The following is a 24,686-nucleotide window of genomic DNA, read 5'->3' on the forward strand; positions in this document are numbered from 1 at the left end:
CGCTTCTTCGATAGTAGGATCATCTTTAATACCTGATTCAATCATTCCCTCTTGGAAATAATACCTGGAAACAATCTCTCCCGACAATATTCTACGGATTTCTTCTTGATTTGTAATCAAATCCTGCTCTTTACTATGGTTCACTCGCTTTTTAATCGCTTCAATCTGATCCTTTATTTCATCGTAGTACGTCTCTTTCTCAGCATACTTTGTAAGATCTGTGACAGACTTTTCTAAGTAAGTTGTGTAATCATATTCTTTCCCTTCAAGCCATTTCATAAACTCTTCATAATCCTGATCTGTGACTTCGAATGAAGAGGGATCGGTGATGGATTCGTGTTTGTAGAAATATTCGGTAGCAAAATCAAAAACATGATTCCTCGCCACCAAGCTATAGGAAATAGGTGAATAAGATTCGGACTCCACATATTCATCTGGCTCTATACCTGCACCATCAAGCACCGTTCGCCCATTTTTGGTTTTAAACTCTTGCCTCAAGGAATCTGGAACAGTCGTCAACTCACCACTCTGTCTGGTTTGCGTATAGTCAATCGCCTGAATACACCTACCACTAGGAATATAATATTTGGCCGTAGTCACTTTCAACTGGGCATTGTAAGAAAGAGGGATGGTCGTCTGAACCAAACCTTTCCCAAAGGATTTACGACCTATCAATACCGCTCTATCATAATCTTGTAATGCACCTGCCACAATTTCTGATGCAGAAGCTGAATGCTCATTGATTAATACAACTAAAGGAATATCCTTATCCAAAGGTGTCTTGGTAGTTTTATAGGTGTAATTTACCCCCTCAAGTTTGCCAATCGTCTTTACTATTTCTTTTCCCTTTGGAATAAATAGATTTACAATTTCTGCAGCCTCATTAACAAGCCCCCCAGGGTTATCTCTTAAATCGAGAACAAGTCTATCTACACCTTGACCTTTCAAATCCAACAATGCTTTTCTCACCTCATTTGAGGCATTGGTAGTAAAATCACTGAGTTTGATATAGCCAGTATTAGCATCTAACTTCCCATAGTAAGGGACATTGTTGATCACTATTTTCTTTCGCGTCAAATTGAAATCCAAAGTATCCTCTCCTCGTTTGACCTGAACAAACACCTCGGTATTTGCAGGGCCTTTCAAAAGGGTAGAAACATCAGATGTCGCTTTATCTATGACTGACACGGTATCTACCTTTAATAACAAATCCGCAATTCTTATTCCTGCCGATTGAGCCGGAAACCCAGAGTAAGGCATAATAATGATATTTCCTTCTCCCCTATTACCAATTAATGCACCCACACCAGCATATTCACCCGTAGTCATCATCCTAAAATCCGCTGACTCCTCTTCTGGAATATAAGTGGTATAAGGATCCAAGTCTTCCAACATGGCATTGATTCCAATCGTCACTAATTCATCAGGATCAATCTCATCCACATAGTAAGAATCCAACTCCCTCACCATGGTGGCAAAAATGTCGATGTTCTTAGCTAATGCAAAAAGCTTATCATTCTTAGCTTTGAATGCAAAAAACCCAGAGACCACAACAAGGCCTAGGACGAAAATAAGAATTGGTTTTTTCAAGGATTTATTCATGTTCTGGTGTTTTTGCTTCGAGGGTCTTTACTAACTTATGGAGAGTAAGAATAACTTTTTCCTGGATTTGTTGAAACTCCATTTTCTTGGTTCCCACATATATTAACCCTAAAAGTAATTCTTTATTTTCTAAGCCGGAAAGCAGTGATTTATTAAGTCGGTAGCTTTCTTTCATCCTTCTTTTGACGAAATTCCGATCTACGGCCTTTTTGATTTTCTTCTTCGAAACGGAGAAAAGTACCTTCGGGGTTCCATGTTCCCCATGCTTTTTAACAAAAAATTGGACTTTGAAGGGGAATAAAAAAAAAGAGGAACCTTCGCTAAAAAGTTCCTTGATTTCTTTTTCGGCATAAAGCCGTTCTTTTTTTGGAAGTTTATAATTCATCACAAGGAAAGTAACCGTATGTGAACATACGAAAACTACCTTAAAGAATTACTTCTTCAATGTCTTTTCAGAGGATACAGACAGCTTATGTCTTCCTTTGGATCTTCTGGCTTTAATGACTCTTCTACCGTTGGCAGAAGACATTCTTTCTCTGAAGCCATGCTTATTTTTTCTTTTTCTGCGAGAAGGCTGAAATGTTCTTTTCATGATCGAATATCTTTATCTATTTGCTTCCTAAACTTGCTCCCTGAGGAATAGGCCCCAAAAAGGACTGCAAAGATAAGTAGCATTTTCTTAAATACAAACCTACCTTATACATTTGTTAGACATACAAGAAATATCTATGCACAAATATACACTACGTTGCCCAAATCCAAATTCCCAGTTTTTACAAATTCAACTTGAGTTCACCGCTCATTCTGATGGAACTCAACTGCTACAACTGCCCTCCTGGCGTGCAGGGCGCTATCAATTAGCAAATTACGCCCAATTTATCCGGAAATTCATTTTCACAGATTCTGGTAAAAAATCTGTCAAATTCCAAAAAACATCAAAAGATTGCTGGTCATTTGAAGGTAAAAAAAATGAAAACTATTTAATAGAATATGATTTTTTCTGTGCTCGAATGGATGCCGGTGGTGCTTGGATCGATGAAAAACAAGTCTATATCAACTTCATCAATTGCTGTTTTGAAGTCAAAGATGCGACTGAAACCAGTATATTTCTTACCATCGATATCCCTTCTTTTGATCAAATTATTTGCACACTTCCAAAGCAGCAGCATAACACTTGGATTGCACAGGATTATCAAATGCTGGTGGATTCTACACTTTTGGCCACAAATAAAATTACCCATTGGGTTTATCAAACCAATGAATCCCTATTTAATATTTGGATTCAAGGCTCTATCCACTTTGACAAAGAATCCTTCATTGAAAATTTCAAAAAATTCACAAGTACTCAAATCAGAGATTTCGGTGAATTCCCAGAGCAAGAATACCACTTTATTTTCCAGCTACTGCCTTATAAACACTACCATGGAGTAGAACATCAAAAGGGTACTGTCATTACTTATGGCCCTGCAGAAAGCCTTTCGAACCCAGATAAAATGGAAGACCTATTAGGCGTTAGTGCTCATGAACTCTATCATGCCTGGAATGTATGTAGAATCAGACCTGCTGAACTTTTACCTTACGACTTCTCTAAAGAAACCTACACGAAAGCAGGCTGGGTATTAGAAGGCGTGACCACCTATATGGGTGATTTATATCTCCTAAAATCCGGTGTTTACTCACTTGAAATTTTCCTAAAACAAATAGAAACAACCTTGAAGAGAGAAATCGTCAACTCGGGATGGGAAAATCACACAATTCTCGATTCTAGTTTCGACCTATGGCTGGATGGATACCAACCTGGAATTCCTGATCGAAAAGTAAATATTTATACTCATGGCTGCCTGATCAGCTATTGCCTGGATTTGATGCTTTTAGAACAAGGAAGTAGCCTACCCCATGTAATGAGGCTCGCTTGGGAGAAATTTGGCAAACCCAGAATTGGCTATACTGCTTCCAGTTTTTGGAACCTTATAATTAGCCAGGCCAATCAACCTGAAGATTTTCAGATTTTCTATAAGCAATTCATTGAAGGCAATGAGAACCTATTAGAATTTTTCTTTGAAAAAATGAAAGGTCTTGGTATCAAGGTGCATAAAAATCAAAATGCCGATAATTTGGCGGCCAAAATTGGTGTCTTAAGTCAGGAAGGTAGAATCACCAAAATACATCAAAATTCGCCGGCATTTTCGGATTTGATGATTGGGGACCGTATTAAATCAGAAGAAATTGGGAATAAACTCTTAGTAAAAGTCGAAAGAATAAACGGAAGTGATTTCGAATTTAGCTACGATCACAATGGAGATTACTATCCTGAAATATTATTGCTTCCTGAAAAGGAAACAGAGCTGAGAAAAAAATGGATGGAATAAAAATAAAGGCTGTCTCAAAAAGCTAGCATGGCCAGAGAAAGCGAAGTCGAAGTCTATTTTACACAAATAGATTAACTTTCGACTCCGCTCAATGTGACATAAAGCTCCAATTAGACAGCCTTTATTTAATTAGTATTAAAAGTCCGCTTCCGTCAGAGTTGGATTGATCTCTAAAGTCTCAATTTTCGCTTCTAATGGAACTGGGATTGCAGGAGACCTAATAGTCCAAGCCATAGGAATCAACACCCCTTCTTTTTCTTGGTAATCACTGTAAAAGGTATCTCCAGATTTCTCGTTCTCATTTTTAATTTTCAATCCAGAATCAACTGCATAATAGTTGATGACTTTTGCGCCTGAAGGATTAGAAACTATCAGTTTGTAGGCTTCCGTTCCCTCTACGTCTTTAACACCATCTAAGGTTAAAGAGTAGCCCATAGATTCATAATAAAGCTCTGGGATAAAGAAGGCATTCATTTTAGCTTCTTCATATTGTTCGTCAGTCATGTCGATAGTCTGCCCTTGGGCCGAAATGCTACCTTTCCCATCCATCATGGTGGAACTTTGCATGACGTTACCCATCGCTAAGGTTTTCTGACCAAATCTCATGTTAGCATCATCATAAACCATCGCTATCTGAATGGAATTACCCATTACATCAGCCTCCATCATTACTTTAGCAGATTGAATAGCCTTCGCTGCATCTTCACCGCCAATTGCTTCAATGTAGTTAGCCAAAACTTTTTCAGCAGTCATGCTTGCGTCAGCCATCTGGATTTCCTTTGCAGGATCTCCCATGTTGTCATACATCTCCACCTCACCAAACTGAGCAAGTTTCTCTTTAATGGCAGAACCATCTCCTACCGCAGTGATATAAAATTGATCGGGCTTGATGAGATCAGCAGCGGCTTTGTTAATATCCTCCACTGTATAGCCATTTAACTTCTGTAAATAGGTCGCATAGTAATCCTCTGGAAGATCATAGCGCTCGGTATTCAAAGCAAAATTGGCAATCGTAGCAGGACTTTCAAGTGATCGTCCAAATGATCCTGTCAGGTTAGCTTTTGCCATTTGTAACTCTTCTTCATTTACGCCTTCTTTCACCAATCTGTCTATTTCGTAAATAAACTGCACTACAGCAGAATCAGTTACTTCAGTTCTTACAGAAGCATTGGCAGAAAAAGTACCCATTAATTTATCTGGAGCGATAGAAGAATAAGCACCATAGGTGTAGCCTTTGTCCTCTCTTAGGTTCATAAACAATCTTGCGGAAGAACCTCCACCCAAAATTTGATTGACAAGTCTACTTGAAATGTAATCTTCATCCCCAACCTTCAAATCCACTGGCTGAACGATATCAATGTTGGTTTGTACCGATGAGCTTCTATCCACTAAGGCTACTCTATTTGATGAAGGAATCTTTGGAGTTTCATACGTAAAGGTTGGAACCTCTCCAGCTTCCCAAGTAGCAAAGTGTTCTTTTACCACTTTTTCAGCCTCTTTTTTATCCATATCTCCTACGATCGCCAAGTAGGCAATATTAGGTTTGAAAAAAGTCTCATAATAAGCCTTTACATCATCTACCGTAATATTATTCAGCGTTTCCTCAGTAGTAACTTCACCATAAGGATGGTCCTTGCCATAAACTAGTGCATTCGTAAGTCGATTGGAAATCGCCCCAGGATCATCTTTAGTTGTAGCCAATCCTGTGATGGCTTGTTTCTTCAGTTTATCCAATTCCTCTTGAGGGAAAACCGGATTATATAAAACATCAGCCATCAATTCAAGAATTTTATCCTGATGCTTTTTCAAAGAAGAAGCAGAAAGAGACGTGGAACCTGCAGAAAGCCTAGCTCCTATAAAATCCACTTCTTCATCCAATTGATCTTTTGTTCGGCTTGTGGTTCCAGCTGTAAGCATTTCACCCACGAAACCTGTTATCCCAGCCTTATCCCCTTCAAAAAGCGGATCTCTTTCAAGCACTAGTGTAAATGAAACTCTTGGCTGTTTATCGTTATTAACTACAAATACCTTCAGACCATTGTCTAAGGTAAAAGTTTCGGCCTCTCCAATTTTAATAATTGGCGCTGGTCCTGGTTCTGGAAATTTGCTCCTATCTAGCTGCGCAAAGCTCACCACAGCTACCAAAAAGCTTAATACAAATGATATTGCTATTTTTTTCATGTCAATTTTAGTATTTGGGTGAAACAATTATTGAGCTGGCTCTTGATCCTTAGGCAAATAATAAAGCACCACTCTACCATTCAAGTTGAGGTATTCATTTGCCACTCGCTGAATATCTGCTTTGGTTACTTGAGCAAAAGCATCCATTACTTGATTGACATAATCTGTATCTCCAAAAGTCACATAAGCTTGCGACAAGGCTTCTGCCATCCCAGACATGGAGGAAACTCCACTGACAATGTTGTTTTCCATGATATTCTGTAGTTTCTGGAACTCACGATCGGAGATTCCTTCCTCCTGAACACTCTGGATAAGTTTGTCAATTTCTGATTCTAGATCAGCTGGTTCCACACCTCTATTGGCAATACTATACATAATGAATATCCCTCCATCTTCCAGTTCCAATGGAATCGCCTGTACGAACAATGCTTTTTGCTGCTTATCTACCAACTCTTTGGTCATCAATGAAGATGCTCCCCCAGTCAAATAAGTGGAAAGCATGGATAGCGCATAGGAATCAGGATGATTCTCCGGTGGAAGGTTATAAGCCTGAATTACCGCTGGAATCTGAATATTATCATATACTATATCACGGATTTCCTCTGTCTTTTTAGGCTCCACTATGTCAGGTCTATAAATCTCCTTCTCTCCTTTTGGAATTTCAGAAAAATATTTCTTTACCCACTCTTCAGTTTGATCATAATCTATATCCCCAGCAATGGTCAAAGTTGCATTGTTTGGCACATAAAAATCTTTATAAAACTGCTGAAACTCTTCAATAGACGCAGCATTTAAGTGATCCATCGAACCAATCGGCGCCCACTGATAAGGGTGCTTTGAATAGGCACGTTTTAAGGTTTCAGGAAGAATAGTACCGTAAGGCTGGTTCTCATAGCGCTGACGTCTCTCTTCTTTCACCACTTCTCTTTGGGTTTCCACTCCGGTCTCATCAACTTTGGAATGTAACATACGCTCACTCTCCATATAAAGAGCCAACTCCAGTTCATTGGATGGTAAAGTTTCATAATAGTAAGTGATATCATTGGAAGTGTAAGCGTTTAATGTCCCCCCTCGTCCCTGGATAATATTCATGTACTCACCTCTCTCAATATTCTCCGATCCTTCAAACATCAAGTGCTCGAAGAAATGAGCAAAACCTGTACGTTCTGGATTTTCATTTTTGGACCCTACATGGTAAAGAACAGAAGTAACCACTATCGGTGTACTCTGATCTTGATGCATGATGACATGCAAACCATTGTCCAGATCAAATTCCTTGAATTCAATCTTCTTTTGGGCTAATGATGGGAAACTTAAAAGTCCCAGCATCAAACCTAAAACAGTAATTTTTCTCATGTTTAAACTATGTGTTAATGTATTCTTTGCGGTAATTCAATATTAAACGACGAAGTACAGGCAGCATTTGTTCATATTCGAACAAAAAGGGGTATTATTCCTATACTTCCAACCCGAAGTTAAAACTTTCAACTAAAAAAATGAGATTAATTTGAATCTGTGAAATCTTAACTGTTAAATAAAACAAAATCCGAGATGAAATTTAGCATCCCGGATTTCCTCCCGAGCCTTTAAGGCTTCAGTTTGGCTAAAATATCTTTTGCCTGATGCCATTCCAATCTCGGTCCAAACTGGCTGACAATTTTTGAACTTGCCATGGAAGCTAATTTCCCACTTGAGGCATAACTGTGTCCATTAGTAATTCCATAAATAAATGCTCCGGCAAACATGTCTCCGGCACCGTTGGTATCCACAGCCGTAGTTTCATAGGGTTCTATGTCTATAAATGTATCACCATCATAAATCATGGCTCCATTTTTACCTTGGGTAATGACAAAATGCTTCGCTACTTTCTTCAACTCTTCTCTTGCTTCAAGCAGGTTATCCTTACCCGTATAAATCATGGCTTCCTCCTCATTGGCAAAAAGTAAATCCACGCTCGCCCCAACCACTTCTGTCATGGGCTCCTTGAAATATTTCACCATCGCAGGATCTGAAAATGTCATAGCTACTTTTACACCATTTGCTTCCGCAGTTTTTTTCGCCTGAATCATTGCCTGCTTGCCATTTTCGGAGGTGATCAAATATCCTTCGATGTAGAGATATTTTGAATTAACAATTGCTGACTCATCCACATCCTTGGTAGAATAAGTAGAAGTTATCCCTAGAAATGTATTCATGGTTCTCTCGGCATCCTCCGTCACCATCACCAAACATTTACCGGTTATGCCCTCCTCCAAATTTGCCTCATTCAGATTATGAGTAACTCCTGCATCTTTCATGTCATTCATGAAAAATTTACCCATTTCATCATTTGCCACTCGGCAAGAGTAAAAGGATTTCCCTCCAAACTGACTCACAGCAATGATTGAGTTTGCAGCGGATCCCCCACATTGTTTCTTGGCTTGCTCTGCATTGATTACAGCCATGAGTTCATTTTGCCTATCTTCATCTACCAAAGTCATCAGGCCTTTTTCCACTCCATTATCAGCAAAAAACTGGTCAGTGACTTTAAACTCAATATCTACTAAGGCATTTCCGATGCCGGTAACGTCGTACTTTTTCATTTTAAAATAGTTGGAAAGTTGTAAAGTTTTAAAGTTGTAAAATTAAATAGCACACTTATCAGACTGAGCGAAGTCAAAGTCTAAAATCCAAGTTTATAATAAATAGTCCTCGACTCCGCTCGGACTGACAATACAGATCTTCAGAAATCAGTCAAATATTCTATGTCTTTCAAAAGGCTTTTCTCTATCAAAAAGGAAGCGATAAGTATGGTGAGTCTTATATATTTTAGCTAAAAGTTGCTCACAAACACGCATCATCTTTGGGTTAAAATCACCAATCCAATTCATCTCGATTGTTTTGTATTGGAAATCAGATCTACCACTCATTTTATCGTACTCCACCACCATGGCTGATTCCACACCTTTGCCTTGATGCTCTGGAACCACCCCAAATACCAACCCTAGCATTTTGTTAGGTGGTGAAAAGGTTTTGTACCAAAGGAATTTTAGCTTCCCTAGTAAATCCATTTTCCCGTTAACATGTTTAAAAATCTGATTGATTTCGGGTATCTGAATAAACATGGAAACCGGTTCTCCCTTATAAAAACCAAAGTAAATCAACTTAGGATCAAGAATAGGTTTCATCTTAGAAAACATGAGCTGCGTTTCCTTCAAAGCCAAAGTTTTTCCCATATGGCGGGCCCAGGCTTTATTGTAGACCGTCATAAAATATTCTGGCGCTTTTTCTTTTAATTCCTTGCCTTTGATGTATCGGAATTCATAGTCCGGGTTAGCCAATATCACATTTGCCCTAGCTATCAACTTATCGTCAAACCCTACATTTTGCACATTTCTGGCGTAGGTAAATTGCTTGAAATAAATCTCAAACCCGTAATCCTCAAAAAACTTTTGGTAATACTTAAAGTTCCATGGCATGTTGTAGTTTGGCTCAGTGAATCCATCTACGAGTAAACCCCACCATTTATCTCGCTCTCCAAAGTTGATAGGTCCATCCATGGCCTCCATACCTTCACTTTCTAGCCAGGCTTTGGCAGTATCAAAAAGCAAGAATGCCGCTTCTTTGTCATCAATACATTCGAAGAAACCCAAACCGCCTGTAGGCTGCTTTTCCTTCATTTTGGGATTGATAAATGAAGCGATTCTCCCGATAGTTTCTCCTCTATCATTTTCTAAAAGCCAGCGCTTAGCTTTGGCTCCCTTCCGAAAAAGCTTGTTGGTTTCTTGATGAAAAAGCCCCTCGATATCTGCGTCAAGAGGTCGAATCCAGTTCTTTTCATTTTTGTATAACCTAACCGCCATCTCGATAAACTCTTTCTGATGGGCTGGCGTGGTGACTTCGATCAATTGCATTCGGGTGATTTTAGAATGCTAAAATAGGTAGATCGGGTGAAAGGGCAAAAATCAATCTTTCAGTTATGCTGCATCTGAAGAAGCAGCATAACTAACCACGTTGTCTTGCTCTGTTGTAATGCTTCTCCAGAAGCAGTACTGTTTAGACTAGTACAATTCTACTTTTACTAACCCTTTTCTTCCAGGATAATCTTTCGCAGAGCTGAAATAATACCCTTATGGCCCATCTACAATCTTCGCTTCAAAAGGAAGTAGATCGTAGGGCAAAAATAGAATGAATGGGATCAATCACAGAAAATTTAAAATGGGAATTAGTTACCAAACCTAAATTGATTAAAGGGATAGAATTTTTCGTAAGCAGCTCCTAAAGAATCATGATTATTGGTTGGGCTAAGTCTATAGTAATTGGACGTTTCCACACCGCCTAATTCCTGACTGGATTGAGGTTTTTCTTTGTATTCTATTTCATCGATCAATTCTCCCTGAAAATTGTAAAATTTCCAGACTCCAACTCTTTCAGTACCAACCAATTTCCCTGATGATGCGAGACGGTTTGAGTTGGGAAAATAATAAGACCAGATTCCGTTGTTCTCCCCTTTTGAAACCTTTCCTTTAGCCAAGACAAATCCCTGATCGTCAAAAAATATTCGTCGGCCATTTCCTTTTTTCAAAATTTGCTGATTTTTTAATTGATCTGCATTCTGAATCTCTATCACTGAAGCCAACTTTCCTTCTTGGTAATTTTCAGTTTGTACATGATTCCCATTTTCGTCGATCACCAACCAATCACCTTCTTTTAACCCTTTATGATAGTTCCCTTGACGGGAATATCCAGGCAAAATCTCAATAATTTCTTGCCATTCACCAGATCGAAAACCTAGCAAATAATTCCCTTTAAGCTTAGTTTTTCTATCGGAGTTGAAATTGATCCACTCGCCCTCGGGAAATCCATTTTTGAACTTCCCCTTTTCTTTTAATTCACTGTCTGGGAAAAATGCTTCATACAATCCATCTGGTTCACCTTGTAAATAAGATAACTTGAATTCCACTTTGCCATCAGGATAATAATATAGCGCCTTCCCGTTTGCTAGATCATCTTTATATGAAATCGAAGATTTGATCTGCCCAGACTCAAAATATTCCTGCCATTCACCAACCTTTTTACCGTCTTCATATTGACCGGAGTACTTTTTCTCCCCATTTTCAAAAAACTCTTTAAAATCGCCCTCCAACTTACCATTTTCAAGATTAGCAAGGGTTTTAATGCTTCCAGTTGGGTAATTTTCCTGAAAGATCCCATTCGGTAAATCATCTGAAAAGTAGATGATATACAGAGGTAATTCCTGATTAAAAAATCTTTTAAAAGTCTGGGGATCCACCTCCTCAAAAGTGGATTGACTTGAATTTTCAGGATTGATTTTAGAATAAACTCGCCACTCACCGGACTTCTTCCCGTTCTCAATATTCCCTACTCCAACAAGATCCGAATTTCCAAAATAATAATAATTCAGCTCAATTTCCGTATTCAAAAAAAAGCTAAATAGAAGAGTAAAAGCTAAAGTTAACATAGGAAGTGCTTAGTTATTGAAACAAAAAAACAATTTAACATTAATCAACGACATCCTTAAAAGAAGGTTTATCTTTCTGTCAATCAAACCATTGTCTTTAATTGCTAGCTTATACCATCTATTTTACCAAAAATAATAGCTGGTTTATTCCTCTACCTCAGCATACAGATCAAACTCTGTTGCCTCAGTCACTTTTACATTGACAAAATCTCCCACTCTACAATAGTGCTTGGAAGCATCAATTAACACTTCATTGTCCACCTCTACAGAATCGTACTCTGTACGCCCAATGAAGTGGCCTCCTTCTTTTTTATCAATCAAGACTTTAAAAGTCTTGCCAATTTTCTCCTGATTCAGATCATATGAAATCTGCTCTTGAATTTCCATCAGATTATTGGCGCGTTCCTGCTTCACCTCCTGTGGAATGCTATCTTCCATAGAAAAAGCATGCGTATTTTCCTCATGAGAATAGGTGAAAACACCCAGTCGCTCAAATTTCATTCGCTCTATAAAGTCCACCATTTCTTGGTATTCTTTTTCCCCTTCTCCCGGGTGACCAGCAATCAATGTGGTACGAATAGCAATGTCAGGTAAAATGTCTCGAATGCTATGTATAAGGTCTTCTTGCTTTTGACGTGTGGTACCACGGCGCATCGCTTTCAAAACATCCGTTGAGCCATGCTGTAATGGAATATCCAGATAATTACAGATATTCTCCCGCTCTTTCATCACCTCTATGACCTCCATAGGAAATCCTGTAGGATAAGCATAATGCAAGCGAATCCAGTCAATGCCATTGACATCAGAAAGTCTTCGCATCAACTCTGCAAGGTTTCTTTTTTTGTAAATATCCAAACCATAATAGGTGGAATCCTGAGCAATCAAAAGCAATTCCTTTGTTCCATTGGCTGCTTTGTGTTCAGCCTCTTTTACCAACTCCTCGATCGGTCTGGAAACATGTCCTCCACGCATCAATGGAATAGCACAAAATGAGCAGGGTCTATCACAGCCCTCAGAAATCTTCATGTAAGCATAGTGCGAAGAATGCGTCAACAATCGCTCCCCAACTAACTCATGCTTATAATCTGCTTTGAATTTCTTCAATATCGCAGGCAGATCTCTTGTTCCAAAAAAGGCATCTACTTGAGGGATTTCCTTCTCCAAATCGTCCTTATAACGCTGGGAAAGACATCCTGTGACATAGACTTTATCTACCAAACCTTGCTCCTTGGCATCCACATATTGAAGTATGGTATCTACCGACTCTTGCTTGGCATTGTCAATGAAACCGCAAGTATTAATAATGATAATGTTATTATCATCAGTCCCCGACTCATGGCTGGCGTTAATCCCATTTCCTTTGAGTTGAGTGAGTAGCACTTCTGAATCTACAAGATTCTTGGAGCAACCCATGGTGATGATATTTACTTTGTCTTTTTTTAATGTTCTTGCTTTCACGGAATTCCTTCTTTTTGAGGCTGCAAAGGTAGGGAAAAGAATGCAGTGTTCTGTTTTCAGTAAATCAGTATCCAGTAATTTCTTTGAGAAGATTAAAAAAACCTTTTTTCCGATCAGAGTTGATCCCCCAATCAACAGGTACACTTTGGTAGCCTTGTTCATACCCTTCATCCTTCATTCGGTAATCAAAAAACCCCCATGAGGCATAACTTGATACAGCAGCAGTGAAATTATTGAGCTCCTGATCAAAGTTGAAATGATCATCTTCATTGTAGACAATGGGCTGATTGGAGTATCCACTCACTTCTCTAGTTGCTTCAACTTGGCCGGTAATATTTTTTGGATCTTTCACTCCATTCCCATGTAGCAAAATAAAATCAGCAGCTTTTACAACATTCTCTTTCGGTACGGTCCCTCCTCCATAGCTCGTACTAACTAGTAAGCGGTACCCATCCTTTTCTCTATTCTTAACTAACTCGATCAACTCATGGACACGCTCTGGCTGTAAAATCTCATGATCATACCTCACATTGCATTCATTATTCACTTCGATCAAAACATTCCTATACCCCTTTTCCAGAATCCAGTCTACAGCATTTTCTACAGCATGGATAACCGCTTTTTCATCCTTCAATCGCTCATCCTGTCCAAAGTAAAACAAACCTAAAATGGGTACCATTCCCAGTTCATCCGCCTGATCAAGTATTTTCTCAAGACGATTGAAATAATCTCCCCGAAGAGTCCCGTCTTCATTAAATGCCGTGTTGATCCAAGGCTGACCTTGAGAATATCCAAAAGGACTTCCACCCTGGAGGTTTATGGTGAATGAAAGCAAACCATGAGATTTCCAAGCAGGCATATGAGCTACAAACTCATTAGTATTCCTTTCGGCATCCCATTTTTTGGTGTCAGGATACTCCCAATTCACGGTCGTTTCAGGATTTAAATCGTCGAAAACTCCTTGAACCATCCTAGAGTTCATCAGCAGCCCTTCAATTTTATTTCCTTTCCAAAACCTACCCTCGTAGGTTGGCTCACCATTAATTAAAAACTGATCCTCTTTGATTTCTACTAGGGTGTTTCTAGTAGTTTGAGAATTTACAATTGGGACTATAAAAGTCAGAAGTAGCAGGAAAAGCAGGGTTATTTTAGGTCTCATGCATTTAATTTAGTCTAATCGCTTTAGCTCAACAACCCTAAATAAAAATGTTTTTAAAAGAATGTTATCAAAAATAGTTATTGATATCCATTAGAAATTAAACATTTAGCAGAGTTAAAAGCCTCCACTAGGGATCAATATTACCCCGAGATTATGGGCTTAACCTTTTCATAAAAGAACCTTAACGCAGCTTTTCATAGTTGCCAACTTCCTTTGTCTAATTTTGAGACATACAGCAAACACTTTTTAACTCCTTGCATTTATTTTTCAGCCCCGATTGATTTCGGGGCATTTTTTTTACCTGATACTGCCCCTGGAAACTTGGGGGATTTCTTTGCTTCCTGTACCTTAGGTAGGAAATCCAAAATCTATGGAAGCACCAAGTAAAGCAACCCAGCCAATGGTATTCGACAGGAAAAATCTTTCTGATCAAAATCTATTGGAAATTTATGAATCACTGATTTTGCCGAGAAAAATCGAAGAGAAAATGCTCATTTTACTCCGACAGGGAAAAATCTCTAAATGGTTCAGTGGATGGGGCCAAGAAGCTATTTCTGTGGGGGTTGTCAATGCTTTGAAAGCTGATGAATACATCCTTCCTATGCACAGAAACCTTGGGGTTTTTACGGGGAGACAAATGCCTTTAGAAAAACTTTTCGCTCAATTTCAAGGAAAAAAATCAGGATTTACCAAGGGCAGAGACCGCTCCTTTCACTTTGGATCCATTGAGCATCATATTGTAGGGATGATTTCCCATTTGGGCCCTCAATTAGCCATTGCCGATGGAATCGCTTTGGCAAGTAAGCTATCAAAGGAAAAGAAAGTGACTCTGGTGTTTTCTGGAGATGGAGCTAGTTCAGAAGGTGATTTTCACGAAGGCCTCAATGTAGCTGCTGTTTGGAAACTCCCCGTGATTTTTGTCATTGAGCACAATGGCTATGGGCTTTCAACTCCCAGCGAGGAGCAATTTGCGTTTAAGAACTTTACTGAAAAAGGCCCGGGGTATGGAATAGAAACTATCAAAATCCAAGGCAATAATGTATTGGAAGTTTTCAATACGATCAAAATATTAGCGGAAGACATTCGCAAAAACCCGCGGCCTGTACTTGTAGAAGCCATCACATTCCGTATGCGTGGACATGAAGAGGCCTCTGGCACTAAATACGTTCCCAAGCAACTGATGGCAGAGTGGTCTAAACTGGATCCTGTAGAAAACTATGAGAGATATCTTGAAGAATCCGGTGTTCTGGTAGAAAAAGTGAAAAGCAAAATCCAACAGAAAGCAAAAAAAGAAATTAACGATGCTTTAGAAATTGCCTTTTCTGAAGCTGAAATCACTGCAGACCTTGACACAGAGTTGAAGGATGTTTATGCCCCATATTCACAACAGGTCATCACTCCTCCCAAAGACGCCCTCTTAAATGAGAAAAGAATGGTAGATGCTATTTCCGATGCTTTAAAACAATCTATGGAGCGGTATCCCAATTTGGTATTAATGGGTCAAGATATCAGTGAATATGGAGGAGTTTTTAAAATCACCGACGGATTCAAAGTCAAATTTGGTGCAGATCGAGTTAGGAATACACCGCTTTGCGAAAGCGCCATCATCGGAGCTGGATTGGGTCTTTCTATCAAGGGATATAAAGCCATGGTAGAAATGCAGTTTGCAGACTTCGTAACCATGGGATTCAATCAGATCGTCAATAATCTAGCAAAAATTCATTATCGATGGGGACAGAATGCCGATGTGGTCATCAGAATGCCGACAGGAGCAGGAATGGCGGCAGGCCCCTTTCATTCCCAATCAAACGAAGCTTGGTTTTTCCATACTCCCGGGTTGAAAATAGTCTATCCATCCAATCCCTACGATGCAAAAGGGCTTCTAAATGCAGCGATTGAAGACCCCAATCCCCATTTGTTTTTTGAACACAAAGGGATGTATAGGGCCATTAGCGAGAGCATTCCTGAGGAATATTATACCGTTGAAATTGGAAAGGCTGCCTTAGTGAATGAGGGGAGTCAAGTTTCAATTATCACTTATGGATCAGGGGTTCATTCTGCTATGAAAGCCGTTACAGAAGCTGGTATTTCAGCTGATATCCTTGATTTAAGAACATTGCTTCCTTGGGACAAAGAGTCCATCCTAACCACAGTGAAAAAGACAGGAAAAATCATCTTCTTGCATGAAGATTGTCAAACTGGGGGAATAGGTGCTGAAATATGTGCTTGGATCTCTGAAAATTGCTTTGAGTACCTGGATGCTCCCGTCATGCGGGAAGGAAGTCTCGATACTCCAGTTCCATTTGCCTCGAACTTAGAAAAGCAGTTTTTACCTTTTGATCGATTTAAATCCAAGCTCACCAAACTTTTGGAATACTAATTGTTTATTGAGGTTACACTGTTTCATCCAAAATTTATTTCAGTCTATAAATCCTATTGTTAATGAATCGTTTTTTCAATTGGAGTTTACTCTCCATAGCTGTTTTGTTGATTTCAAATGCAGCTTTTGCCCAGACATTTGTTGGAGCTACTGTGGACAATCATGCAGGCGTTCACTCATTATTACTTAACCCTGCCTTAGGTGTTGACTCCAAAATGAGGTTGGATGTGAATTTATTTTCAACCAGTGCTTTTATTGGGAATGACTACCTCAGTGTCAATTTAAGTGACCTGGATAGCTTCCAAAATGGTTTTGAGATCAATTCTGACGATGACAAAAATTCTAAAAACAATAATAATTTCTTTGGCAATATAGATTTTCTGGGGCCGTCTGTTTTGTTCAATATAGACAAGAGAAACAGCATTGCTATTACGTCCAGAGTTCGAGGCTTTTTTGATTTAAAAAATATCGGTGGGAATCTATACGAACTAGCAAATACTGATGCTAATGAATTGGGCGACTTCAATGTCAATATGGAAGATGTCAGCGGAGTGATCCACCTTTGGGGAGAGCTGGGAGTTAGCTACGCCCGATTGATTTTGGATGATGAAACGAATTCTCTGAAAGGAGGCGTTACGTTGAAATACCTTGCTGGGGCTGGTGGGGTTTACGGTGAAAGTCGGTTATTGAATGCTTCATACAATAATCAGTCAGATATGTTGACTACCTCTGGAGAATTGCGATATGGATACACCTCTGGTTTTGATTCGGAAGACATTAGTTTTTCTGATATTAAATCAGGTTTTGGTGCTGATATTGGGTTTGTTTATGAGTTTAAGCAGCAAAATGTTAATACCTATTACTATCCTTACAAATTTAAACTTGGGATATCAGTGATGGATGTAGGAGCTATTAACTATAATGAATCCAATAGATATATCTACGACATGGATGCTACTATCGATGCAAATGAATTTGAGTCCAAAGGCCTTGAAGAACTTCTGGAAGATAATTACCGAGGGATTGGAACAGTTGGAAAAACTAAATTGGGACTTCCTACTTCCCTCCAATTCTTTGGAGATTACAATATCAACGGGAAGTTTTTTGTCAGTGCACAGGGAGCTCTTGCTTTAAAAAGTTCCAGCGAAAATCCAGTCAGCCAATTAATCAATTCATTTACACTTACACCACGGTACGAGAGACGATGGATAAGTATTTATAGTCCTATAGGGTTCAGGCAATATGATTCCAGTCTAGCTTGGGGACTAGGGCTTAGAGCAGGGCCTGTTATGATAGGATCTGGATCTATTTTAACGAATTTGATTTCTGATACCTCAAGAAGTGCTGATGTTTATATAGGATTTAAAGTCCCGCTTTATAAATAAAAAGTTTAAAGTGAGAAGTGAAAAGTGAAAAGTAAGTGGCCCATGAGTGCTGTTAACCACATGATATGTAACAGGGTTACCATTTGCATCTTGATTACAAAGACCTTTAATAAATAATCCCCCTGACATAGATTATCGTGAATGTCATACATCATATTTATAAAATTCTCTCCTCTACAGGCAGATTTAAACTAGGAGTCAAATACTTAAATCTGTTTTTTCAGCAACTCCAAAAACTTTCGGTCTAGCTTTTCTCCATACCAATCTTCGTATGCTACATCTTTTCGCCCGGAATTCATCACGCCAAATGCGCCTGAGAATTCCCAGATTCCGAAACCTATTCCATTTTCCTTTAATACTTCTAGTACATCCCCAAACCAGCTGAGAAAAACATCATGTGGTGTTTCATTGTAGCAGCCACATTCTCCGCAGTGCACTCCTACTCCCTGATCCACCAATGCTTTCCAGGGAGCATAATACTTTCTGATTTCCTCGATATCCAAAATCCTTTCTCCTTGTTTTAAGGGCCAATCTACCGGAGGAACATTCTCAGGGTCTTTATAAACCCAACCAGCTTTGTAATGCGATATAGGAAAAGGATGATATCCACGACAGCTTTGTGCCAGCTCCAAATCCGCCAACTCAGGCATGGCTATTCCTCCGCCCCCATTTCCATCAGCTATAACCAATCTGGACTTTTTCACTGACTTAATCGTATTCAAGGCAGCTTCAGCCACCCGATGATAATCTGAAATATTTACTGGTCCTCCGGGGCTATGCTGGTCATTGGGATCTTCTCGCTGGAAAGGTTCGTTAACCAAATCAAAGCTTAATCTCTTCTTTGAGATTCCTTTATACCGCTTTGCCCACATTTCCCAGTGAGCACAGAATGCATCCTGCGCTTCCTGATCTTTCCATAGATTATAAGGCTCAACAAAACCTGCATTGATGCAAAAGCCTGGTGCTCGATGTAGATTCAGACTTACATGCAATCCCTGAGAAATACAGCGCTCCACAAGTTCGTCCACTTTTTCCAAGCGACTTTCATCAAAGTTTAGCACTTCGTCAGGACGAATCGGACGAGAACGATCTATATCCAAATAGCTTGGATAAGAAATAGGAATTCGGGCGAAATCAAACCCCCAATCAGCAATCCATTTTACATATTCTGGTTTCGTCGGCCTACCACGATCCGGATGATCGGAGAAAAAATCTAATAGATTAAAACCCTTCCAGGCAGGAAGTTTATTTTTTGATTTAGCTGCCAAGTCAAATGCAGGTAATGAAGTGGTTCCTGCCAAGCTAAGCCCTGTACCGAGTAATGCAGATTTCTTGAGAAAGTCCCTGCGGGAATCTGGGGTATTCATAGGTAGATTAGGTTTGAAAGGATTAAGATACTAATGTCTTGGAAACCTATGGTTTTAATAAATCAAAAATATGTAGCTATATGAGAGCAAATTACTTAAACAATTCGCCCCAGATCTCTCGTATGAATACTTATCTGTTTACCTATGCGAAAATCTATATTTACCTTATTTTTCTTACTATTAGCCATCAGTGTTCATGCACAATTTTTTATTGCAGGAGGGCATTTAAATGGAGGAATTCCGGTTTCCAAATTGAAACAGGAAGTAGACAAAACGTTTTTCCCTACGATTTCGGGAATTCTTTTATATGAATTCTACAACCAACCCTTGCAAGTAGGCTTAGAATTGGGCTACGGGATCTATGGCACCAAAGTAGAAACAAGAGATGATTTTTATCCTGGTTTTAATGAGGAATACCGACTGAGAAGAAACAACAATTACACTTCTGGCATGGCGGTCTTTCGATTTTTACCTTCGATGACTTCGAAGGTCACACCCTTTATTGAGATCCAGGCTGGGGCAAACTATCTCTATTCTAAATTTAAAATCCGTCCATCCATTTTCGAAGAAACCGTCGAAGTAGGCAAGGATATGGAAGATTGGTCCTTTGGTTATAAAATCGGAGGAGGCGTTCAAATTCCTATTCCAGGATTGGAGGGAGGAAAAATTGAATTACGAGTAAATTACCAAGACGGAAACTCAATCAGGTTCCTAACCAAACCAGATACCCAGTATTTACCCAATAAAGGTGATGGTGAGTTTGAATACAGTCCACGTCAAAGTCCCCTACAATTGATTACAGCTTCGGTAGGGATTGTGGTGTATGATGCGTTTAGGTGAAATATTTACCAAACTATAAAGTATAAACATCTATTCAATCTACTAACACCCCATATTAATTCAAAGTCTGAAATTTTCAAATAGGATCAACCGATATCAAATAATACTTAAATATATCTTCATCCTGATCTTTAGAGCTTTGAATTAATATTTTCCCTTCGACAGTTAGATGGAACGATTTCAAGTCAGGCTCAATCTCGGTAAGATCAAACTCTCCAATTTTTTCAAATGTATTATCAAATAATTCCAAAAATACCTTGTTAGACATCTGGTTTTCAAATACCATACGATACATTAAGTTATCGTCTAATCTAAATATGGATCCATAGTAAACATCATTATTCCACTTAGAGCCTACTTCACTATATTCAGCCATATCCTTAAAACCGTATGTTTTCTCTGGTAGGTCTTTTTGTTTTTTGAACAGCTCAGATTCATATAAAAAGTCAGATTGCTTCTGACTATTCAAATTAACCTTACTTATTTTATTAAAAAAAGGATACGATATAATTATTGTAGAATCAAAAACGGTTAAATATGGTGCATAGGAGTTAGATACTGTCATTGGCCCTTTTTCAAAAGAAATCCTGTGATTTAACATTTGATCCATATCAAATAAAAAAGGAACTTCTTCAAAATCATTAAAATCATATTTTACCAAAGAAAACTTACCTGTTCGTACGTCCTTGATAATAAATGCAAGGAAATCAGCATCAGGTGAGGCTGCTTGAAATGTATTATTCCTTCCATCTGCCCCGTTTATACTCTTCAGTTCCCCAAGACCATTATCCAATTCCCTAGTAATATTTAAGTCAACTGTATTTTCATCTTCTACAAAATAAATATCATTAGAATTTATGAAAACAACTCTATCCTTCACGAATGTAAAGTGACGGAAATTTGGAATACTTCCTGGCCCTTCAACTGGCAATTCTCTTCCTGGTAAAATCCATATATTTTTATCACTAAAAGAAACACTATCTAATCGCCTATAGAATTCATTAAAAATCAGAAATGATTTCTGAGCTCTATCGACTGGAGAAATAGAAAATGGGACCTGTGAAGACATACCCACTTCACCAATGTCTAAACTTATTTCCTCGCTGAAGGAAACTTGGTACTTTTGCACTGAGGATCTCTCCTCAGTGCATCCCCAAATTGTTGAAATTAAAACTAATAATGAAAGTCTTTTCATTCGGGAATAACTGGCAATTCACCACAGCTACTATTAGGTCCGTCATAAGACATTTCAACTACATATTGGTGATTATTATCACATAAATCCACTATAGTATAAGTCCCAGCACAAAGATTCTGTGATATATCCATTATCATACTTGCAACATTTTCAGCTCCACAAGCATTAAAGGTATCTTCTTTGGCAAACCCAGAAAAGCAAATAAGGCTAAAAGCTAATCCAATTAGTAATTTTTTCATAATTGTTAAAGAATTAAATATACTCCCATTCGCTTCGTGCAGGGAAGGAAAAACCCCTAAAAAATCGCATTTACCGGTAACCTTGAAATTTCGTTTGAAATCTACCCCCCACCGACTAAAAACGCAAGTAAAATGAACTATTTTTTAAAAAAAATAATAAAATTATTAGTTTAAAGGATAAATCATTGATGATCAAATATTAAAAACTTCCAGTTCTCCATCAATTAATATTCTACAGACAAGAATAAACACTCAAAAAAACGCCAAATAGAAATTTTCTAATCTTAATTAGATTCCCCCAGTTTATATTTCACCTTCACCAAAATCATCTCTTCAACTTCCTGATGATATCTCACCAGATATATTTCGGAGTCATTTGCCCAGAGAATCATCTGAAATGGATCAACTGGTGTTGAGTAAGTTTTCCCCTTCTCAAGATCTTCAATAAACAATACTCCGTAGTCTCTAACTTTATTCCGGTTTTCATCCTTGAATATTACCCCTAAAGAAACTGCGCGGTTAGAACTGGCTAATTTCATATCATAATTATGATCGCTCATAGAAGCTTGAAACCACTCCTCCCCATTCTTTTTTGCAACTAAATCATAAAAGAGAAATGACGACCCAATATCATAGGAATCCTGTAGATTCCCAGCTTCATTATACTTATTAATCGTAGAAGAACCCACAGTCTCTCTAATGTAGAATTCATCATTTAGCGCATCAAAATTGATAAGACCTTGGCTACGTACATATGATTTTACTTTTTTTCTCTCTTCACCAAACTCACCGAAAGAAGTTTTCAGCTTGCCCGAATTCATATCGAATACTCCAATAAATCTTGTTTCATTTACAAATGCCCTATGGTCTTCCAACTTAGCGCTCAATAATCCTATATAGAACTCTTGTCGACTTGGATTATAGTAAAACACCTGACCATAAGGCATATACATATAGGTAAATTCTTGGATGCCGCTTAAATTCACTTCCTTTTCTATTTCAAGCTTTGAATCCAAATGAATGATCTTGCTCCGTTGAGGAAAAAAAAGAATCAAGGAGCTATCTGCTTCTTGATAGAGTACTTGGAGCATATTGACCTGAGGTAATACCAAATTAGTTGTGTCCAAATTAACAGACCTGACCATAGAATCTTTCTCTATATCAAACCAATAAAGTTCTAACTCTTGATGTATCAGTACAAAATTATTTTGATCCGACATTCGGTACTTCGTCCCAAGATATCTAAAATTCCCTCCTTTGAACACAGTAGTATCATAGCCTACAATTTCAAGAGGAAGATCCTGAGTTGTTTTCCTATTACAGGAGATGATTGTAATTCCTAAAAGGATAAATAGGTAAATTTTTTTCATAGCAAAAAAACAGAGCCAATTAAATTGGCTCTGTTACTTTATAATTACTCAACAGTAACTGGTGGTAAATGGCAAGATTGTACTTGCTCCCCATTTGGACAATTATATAGCGCACACTGAATTCCAGTAATAGGATCAATTGTCTCACTTCCAGGAATTAGAACACAAGTCATTGTCTCTTCTTCAGCCTGAACAGGCTGAATAGCCAAAGTACAAAACGCTAAACCAAATAAAGTCAGCATAGATAAAACTTTAATTTTCATGATTTTAAATTACTAAAATAAAGTCCCCAATTCACTCCATGTAGGGTGAGGAAAAAATCCCTAAAAATCAAAAACACCGGTATATTTGAGTCTTCATTTCCAATTTACCCCCCCCGATTTTGAAAATCAAAGTTTTTAGTTATTAAAACTGACAGGTTAGTTTACAAAGCAATTTTTAAGTTTTAAAATACATTGTAAAACCTATTTACTCCACCATTCTGATTTTATAAAACAGATTATAATCCCGCTCTACTGCTCCGTCTGCAGCTTTTATAATTAAAGTTCCGTCAGACAATCCCAAGTTGACTGATCCTGCTACAGGAAGCTCATTGAGGATTCCGACTTGCTGATCTCCTTTGACTATTATGAAGCGAGGTTTTCTATAGGCTACCAAATCCTTTTGATTTGCAGGATTTTGGGTGTAACCTTCCCCTTTTGATTGAAATTCTATTATTACATCCTCAGGGATAGCGGTATAAAACATGGCCAATTGATATTCCCCAAAACTCTTCACATCGCTAAATGATGGATAAAGACGGCTATCGCGTTCAGGATCCGGTATTTCCTGATCACGGTCAGGATGTGATAAGGCAACAGCCGTTTCATTGATTAGAGAGTTTCCATCAAAATCATATAAGAAGAGTTGGTTTCCGATTGGAGGTAATATTGCAGCTCTTTTACTTTCTACATCGAAAGACAAATAAGGGAAACTCTGCCCTATCCATCGATTTGTGCTGCGGGGAGCCCAAGCCTCCGGATACAGACTGAAATAGCTGACAGTATCCTGATTAGAGTCATAATAAAAACCTGTTTTTACTCGATTGTAAAATCCTCCTCCGATTTTGTCGGGATCCATTTCACCCGGATTATACGTGTTTACCTCTTCACCCAATATAAAAACTTCATCCCACTCTGTCCATGGAGTAAATGTCTGACGGAAAAAGTTGATGAATATACCAGCCCCAAAACCTTCAGCTGGGCCCTGTATCTTTTCCAACTTCTGAAAACTCCTGTCATAAACATGGAAATCCATAGTCGCTGACATTTCTTTAAAAATAAAGCGGTCCTTTCCCAAAAATCTTCCCTCTAGAAAAAACTGAATCTGATTTGGTCCTTCTCCTACCAGTTCCACTTCTTTGATCATTTCCCCCTTTCCATCAACCAGGAGGACTTTGCTTCCTCGCTGTTCTTTCACCAAATACTGATCAAGATCCTCTTGATAATCCAATAGAACAACGTTTTCCAGCACATCCACCATAACAGAATCGTAGACTTCAAATCGTAGTTCTTGATAGGGATCTATCACATTTGATTCTGGTGATTTTTCTGAACAGGAAAAAAGCAGTGTTCCAAAAAGTACACTGAGAGCAAGAAGTGAGGATTTTTTCATCTGAAAGAATTGGGGTTTTCAGGT

20 protein-coding genes (1 of these 20 cut by a window edge) are annotated in these 24,686 nt (G+C 38.5%); 4 read left to right on the plus strand and 16 right to left on the minus strand.

Going from position 1 to position 24,686, the window contains the following annotated elements; genetic code table 11:
- The 3 genes in view from ALPR1_RS18275 to rpmH are tightly spaced (at most 48 nt apart) and all read right to left on the minus strand, a layout consistent with a single transcriptional unit that may run on beyond the window.
- Window positions 1–1,602, minus strand: partial view of a S41 family peptidase gene (locus tag ALPR1_RS18275; RefSeq protein WP_008202911.1) — the 5' portion only. 60 nt of this gene lie to the left of the window's left edge; the window shows 1,602 of its 1,662 coding nt (coding positions 1–1,602); its start codon is at window positions 1,600–1,602; its stop codon lies off the left edge, out of view.
- The gene (gene rnpA, locus ALPR1_RS18280; protein ID WP_008202913.1) at window positions 1,595–1,987 is read right to left on the minus strand and encodes a ribonuclease P protein component; all 393 of its coding nucleotides are present in this window, start codon (window positions 1,985–1,987) and stop codon (window positions 1,595–1,597) included. Before rnpA ends, ALPR1_RS18275 begins: the two co-directional genes overlap by 8 nt.
- Before the next feature lie 48 nt (window positions 1,988–2,035).
- Window positions 2,036–2,194 carry a 50S ribosomal protein L34 gene (gene rpmH / locus ALPR1_RS18285; RefSeq protein WP_008202914.1) on the minus strand — a complete coding sequence of 53 codons (159 nt, stop codon included), beginning with the start codon at window positions 2,192–2,194 and terminating at the stop codon, window positions 2,036–2,038.
- Between the two features lie 112 nt (window positions 2,195–2,306).
- On the opposite strand from rpmH, the gene ALPR1_RS18290 reads away from it, so the two are divergent.
- The gene (locus tag ALPR1_RS18290; protein ID WP_237701596.1) at window positions 2,307–3,971 is read left to right on the plus strand and encodes a M61 family metallopeptidase; all 1,665 of its coding nucleotides are present in this window, start codon (window positions 2,307–2,309) and stop codon (window positions 3,969–3,971) included.
- A gap of 135 nt (window positions 3,972–4,106) precedes the next feature.
- Here the strand turns inward: ALPR1_RS18290 and ALPR1_RS18295 are convergent, their stop codons facing one another.
- The 7 genes from ALPR1_RS18295 to ALPR1_RS18325 form a co-directional block, all read right to left on the minus strand.
- Window positions 4,107–6,152 (minus strand): M16 family metallopeptidase, encoded by a 2,046-nt coding sequence (locus tag ALPR1_RS18295; protein WP_008202918.1) that lies wholly within the window; start codon window positions 6,150–6,152, stop codon window positions 4,107–4,109.
- 27 nt (window positions 6,153–6,179) lie between these two features.
- Window positions 6,180–7,508 carry a M16 family metallopeptidase gene (locus tag ALPR1_RS18300; RefSeq protein ID WP_008202920.1) on the minus strand — a complete coding sequence of 443 codons (1,329 nt, stop codon included), beginning with the start codon at window positions 7,506–7,508 and terminating at the stop codon, window positions 6,180–6,182.
- Window positions 7,509–7,738: 230 nt separating this feature from the next.
- Window positions 7,739–8,734, minus strand: coding sequence for an adenosine kinase (locus ALPR1_RS18305; RefSeq protein WP_008202922.1), 996 nt, complete (start codon window positions 8,732–8,734; stop codon window positions 7,739–7,741).
- Window positions 8,735–8,881: 147 nt separating this feature from the next.
- Complete coding sequence (locus tag ALPR1_RS18310) at window positions 8,882–10,045, minus strand: hypothetical protein (protein WP_008202924.1); 1,164 nt, start codon at window positions 10,043–10,045, stop codon at window positions 8,882–8,884.
- Between the two features lie 311 nt (window positions 10,046–10,356).
- Window positions 10,357–11,613 (minus strand): toxin-antitoxin system YwqK family antitoxin, encoded by a 1,257-nt coding sequence (locus ALPR1_RS18315; RefSeq protein WP_008202926.1) that lies wholly within the window; start codon window positions 11,611–11,613, stop codon window positions 10,357–10,359.
- A gap of 144 nt (window positions 11,614–11,757) precedes the next feature.
- A complete protein-coding gene (gene rimO, locus ALPR1_RS18320) occupies window positions 11,758–13,071 on the minus strand; it encodes a 30S ribosomal protein S12 methylthiotransferase RimO (RefSeq protein WP_008202928.1) in 1,314 nt (437 codons plus the stop codon).
- A 64-nt stretch (window positions 13,072–13,135) separates the two neighbouring features.
- Complete coding sequence (locus tag ALPR1_RS18325) at window positions 13,136–14,230, minus strand: hypothetical protein (RefSeq protein WP_008202929.1); 1,095 nt, start codon at window positions 14,228–14,230, stop codon at window positions 13,136–13,138.
- A gap of 370 nt (window positions 14,231–14,600) precedes the next feature.
- Between ALPR1_RS18325 and ALPR1_RS18330 the strand changes: the two genes are divergently transcribed.
- Together ALPR1_RS18330 and ALPR1_RS18335 are read left to right on the plus strand one after the other, a co-directional pair.
- Window positions 14,601–16,610, plus strand: a complete 2,010-nt coding sequence (locus tag ALPR1_RS18330; protein WP_008202932.1) for an alpha-ketoacid dehydrogenase subunit alpha/beta — start codon at window positions 14,601–14,603, stop codon at window positions 16,608–16,610.
- A gap of 62 nt (window positions 16,611–16,672) precedes the next feature.
- A complete protein-coding gene (locus ALPR1_RS18335; protein WP_008202933.1) occupies window positions 16,673–17,995 on the plus strand; it encodes a DUF5723 family protein in 1,323 nt (440 codons plus the stop codon).
- Between the two features lie 206 nt (window positions 17,996–18,201).
- Here the strand turns inward: ALPR1_RS18335 and ALPR1_RS18340 are convergent, their stop codons facing one another.
- Window positions 18,202–19,362 (minus strand): cellulase family glycosylhydrolase, encoded by a 1,161-nt coding sequence (locus ALPR1_RS18340; RefSeq protein WP_008202934.1) that lies wholly within the window; start codon window positions 19,360–19,362, stop codon window positions 18,202–18,204.
- Window positions 19,363–19,506: 144 nt separating this feature from the next.
- On the opposite strand from ALPR1_RS18340, the gene ALPR1_RS18345 reads away from it, so the two are divergent.
- Window positions 19,507–20,202: an outer membrane beta-barrel protein gene (locus tag ALPR1_RS18345; RefSeq protein ID WP_008202935.1), complete on the plus strand. Its 696-nt coding sequence runs from the start codon at window positions 19,507–19,509 to the stop codon at window positions 20,200–20,202.
- A 76-nt stretch (window positions 20,203–20,278) separates the two neighbouring features.
- Here ALPR1_RS18345 and ALPR1_RS18350 read toward each other — a convergent pair whose 3' ends face one another.
- The 5 genes from ALPR1_RS18350 to ALPR1_RS18370 all read right to left on the minus strand — a co-directional run bounded on the left by ALPR1_RS18350 (window position 20,279) and on the right by ALPR1_RS18370 (window position 24,662).
- Complete coding sequence (locus ALPR1_RS18350) at window positions 20,279–21,397, minus strand: hypothetical protein (RefSeq protein WP_008202936.1); 1,119 nt, start codon at window positions 21,395–21,397, stop codon at window positions 20,279–20,281.
- Window positions 21,394–21,639, minus strand: a complete 246-nt coding sequence (locus ALPR1_RS18355) for a hypothetical protein (protein ID WP_040302999.1) — start codon at window positions 21,637–21,639, stop codon at window positions 21,394–21,396. Before ALPR1_RS18355 ends, ALPR1_RS18350 begins: the two co-directional genes overlap by 4 nt.
- A 284-nt stretch (window positions 21,640–21,923) precedes the next feature.
- Window positions 21,924–23,009, minus strand: a complete 1,086-nt coding sequence (locus ALPR1_RS18360) for a hypothetical protein (protein ID WP_008202937.1) — start codon at window positions 23,007–23,009, stop codon at window positions 21,924–21,926.
- Window positions 23,010–23,053: 44 nt separating this feature from the next.
- Window positions 23,054–23,251 (minus strand): hypothetical protein, encoded by a 198-nt coding sequence (locus ALPR1_RS18365; protein WP_153231838.1) that lies wholly within the window; start codon window positions 23,249–23,251, stop codon window positions 23,054–23,056.
- Window positions 23,252–23,477: 226 nt separating this feature from the next.
- Window positions 23,478–24,662, minus strand: a complete 1,185-nt coding sequence (locus ALPR1_RS18370; RefSeq protein ID WP_008202940.1) for a DUF4221 family protein — start codon at window positions 24,660–24,662, stop codon at window positions 23,478–23,480.
- Window positions 24,663–24,686: the final 24 nt, after the last annotated feature.

The organism is Algoriphagus machipongonensis (genome assembly GCF_000166275.1).
GTDB classification, from domain to species: Bacteria; Bacteroidota; Bacteroidia; order Cytophagales; family Cyclobacteriaceae; genus Algoriphagus; species Algoriphagus machipongonensis.

Bases quoted from the DNA above. Each gene is read 5' to 3' on its own strand.
- ALPR1_RS18330 (WP_008202932.1), top strand. From the start codon at position 14,601: ATGGAAGCACCAAGTAAAGCAACCCAGCCAATGGTATTCGACAGGAAA.
- ALPR1_RS18325 (WP_008202929.1), bottom strand. From the start codon at position 14,230: ATGAGACCTAAAATAACCCTGCTTTTCCTGCTACTTCTGACTTTTATA.
- ALPR1_RS18345 (WP_008202935.1), top strand. From the start codon at position 19,507: ATGCGAAAATCTATATTTACCTTATTTTTCTTACTATTAGCCATCAGT.
- ALPR1_RS18315 (WP_008202926.1), bottom strand. From the start codon at position 11,613: ATGTTAACTTTAGCTTTTACTCTTCTATTTAGCTTTTTTTTGAATACG.
- ALPR1_RS18295 (WP_008202918.1), bottom strand. From the start codon at position 6,152: ATGAAAAAAATAGCAATATCATTTGTATTAAGCTTTTTGGTAGCTGTG.
- ALPR1_RS18350 (WP_008202936.1), bottom strand. From the start codon at position 21,397: ATGAAAAGACTTTCATTATTAGTTTTAATTTCAACAATTTGGGGATGC.
- ALPR1_RS18355 (WP_040302999.1), bottom strand. From the start codon at position 21,639: ATGAAAAAATTACTAATTGGATTAGCTTTTAGCCTTATTTGCTTTTCT.
- ALPR1_RS18365 (WP_153231838.1), bottom strand. From the start codon at position 23,251: ATGCTGACTTTATTTGGTTTAGCGTTTTGTACTTTGGCTATTCAGCCT.
- ALPR1_RS18340 (WP_008202934.1), bottom strand. From the start codon at position 19,362: ATGAATACCCCAGATTCCCGCAGGGACTTTCTCAAGAAATCTGCATTA.
- rnpA (WP_008202913.1), bottom strand. From the start codon at position 1,987: ATGAATTATAAACTTCCAAAAAAAGAACGGCTTTATGCCGAAAAAGAA.
- ALPR1_RS18300 (WP_008202920.1), bottom strand. From the start codon at position 7,508: ATGAGAAAAATTACTGTTTTAGGTTTGATGCTGGGACTTTTAAGTTTC.
- ALPR1_RS18310 (WP_008202924.1), bottom strand. From the start codon at position 10,045: ATGCAATTGATCGAAGTCACCACGCCAGCCCATCAGAAAGAGTTTATC.
- rpmH (WP_008202914.1), bottom strand. From the start codon at position 2,194: ATGAAAAGAACATTTCAGCCTTCTCGCAGAAAAAGAAAAAATAAGCAT.
- ALPR1_RS18370 (WP_008202940.1), bottom strand. From the start codon at position 24,662: ATGAAAAAATCCTCACTTCTTGCTCTCAGTGTACTTTTTGGAACACTG.
- ALPR1_RS18360 (WP_008202937.1), bottom strand. From the start codon at position 23,009: ATGAAAAAAATTTACCTATTTATCCTTTTAGGAATTACAATCATCTCC.
- ALPR1_RS18335 (WP_008202933.1), top strand. From the start codon at position 16,673: ATGAATCGTTTTTTCAATTGGAGTTTACTCTCCATAGCTGTTTTGTTG.
- ALPR1_RS18305 (WP_008202922.1), bottom strand. From the start codon at position 8,734: ATGAAAAAGTACGACGTTACCGGCATCGGAAATGCCTTAGTAGATATT.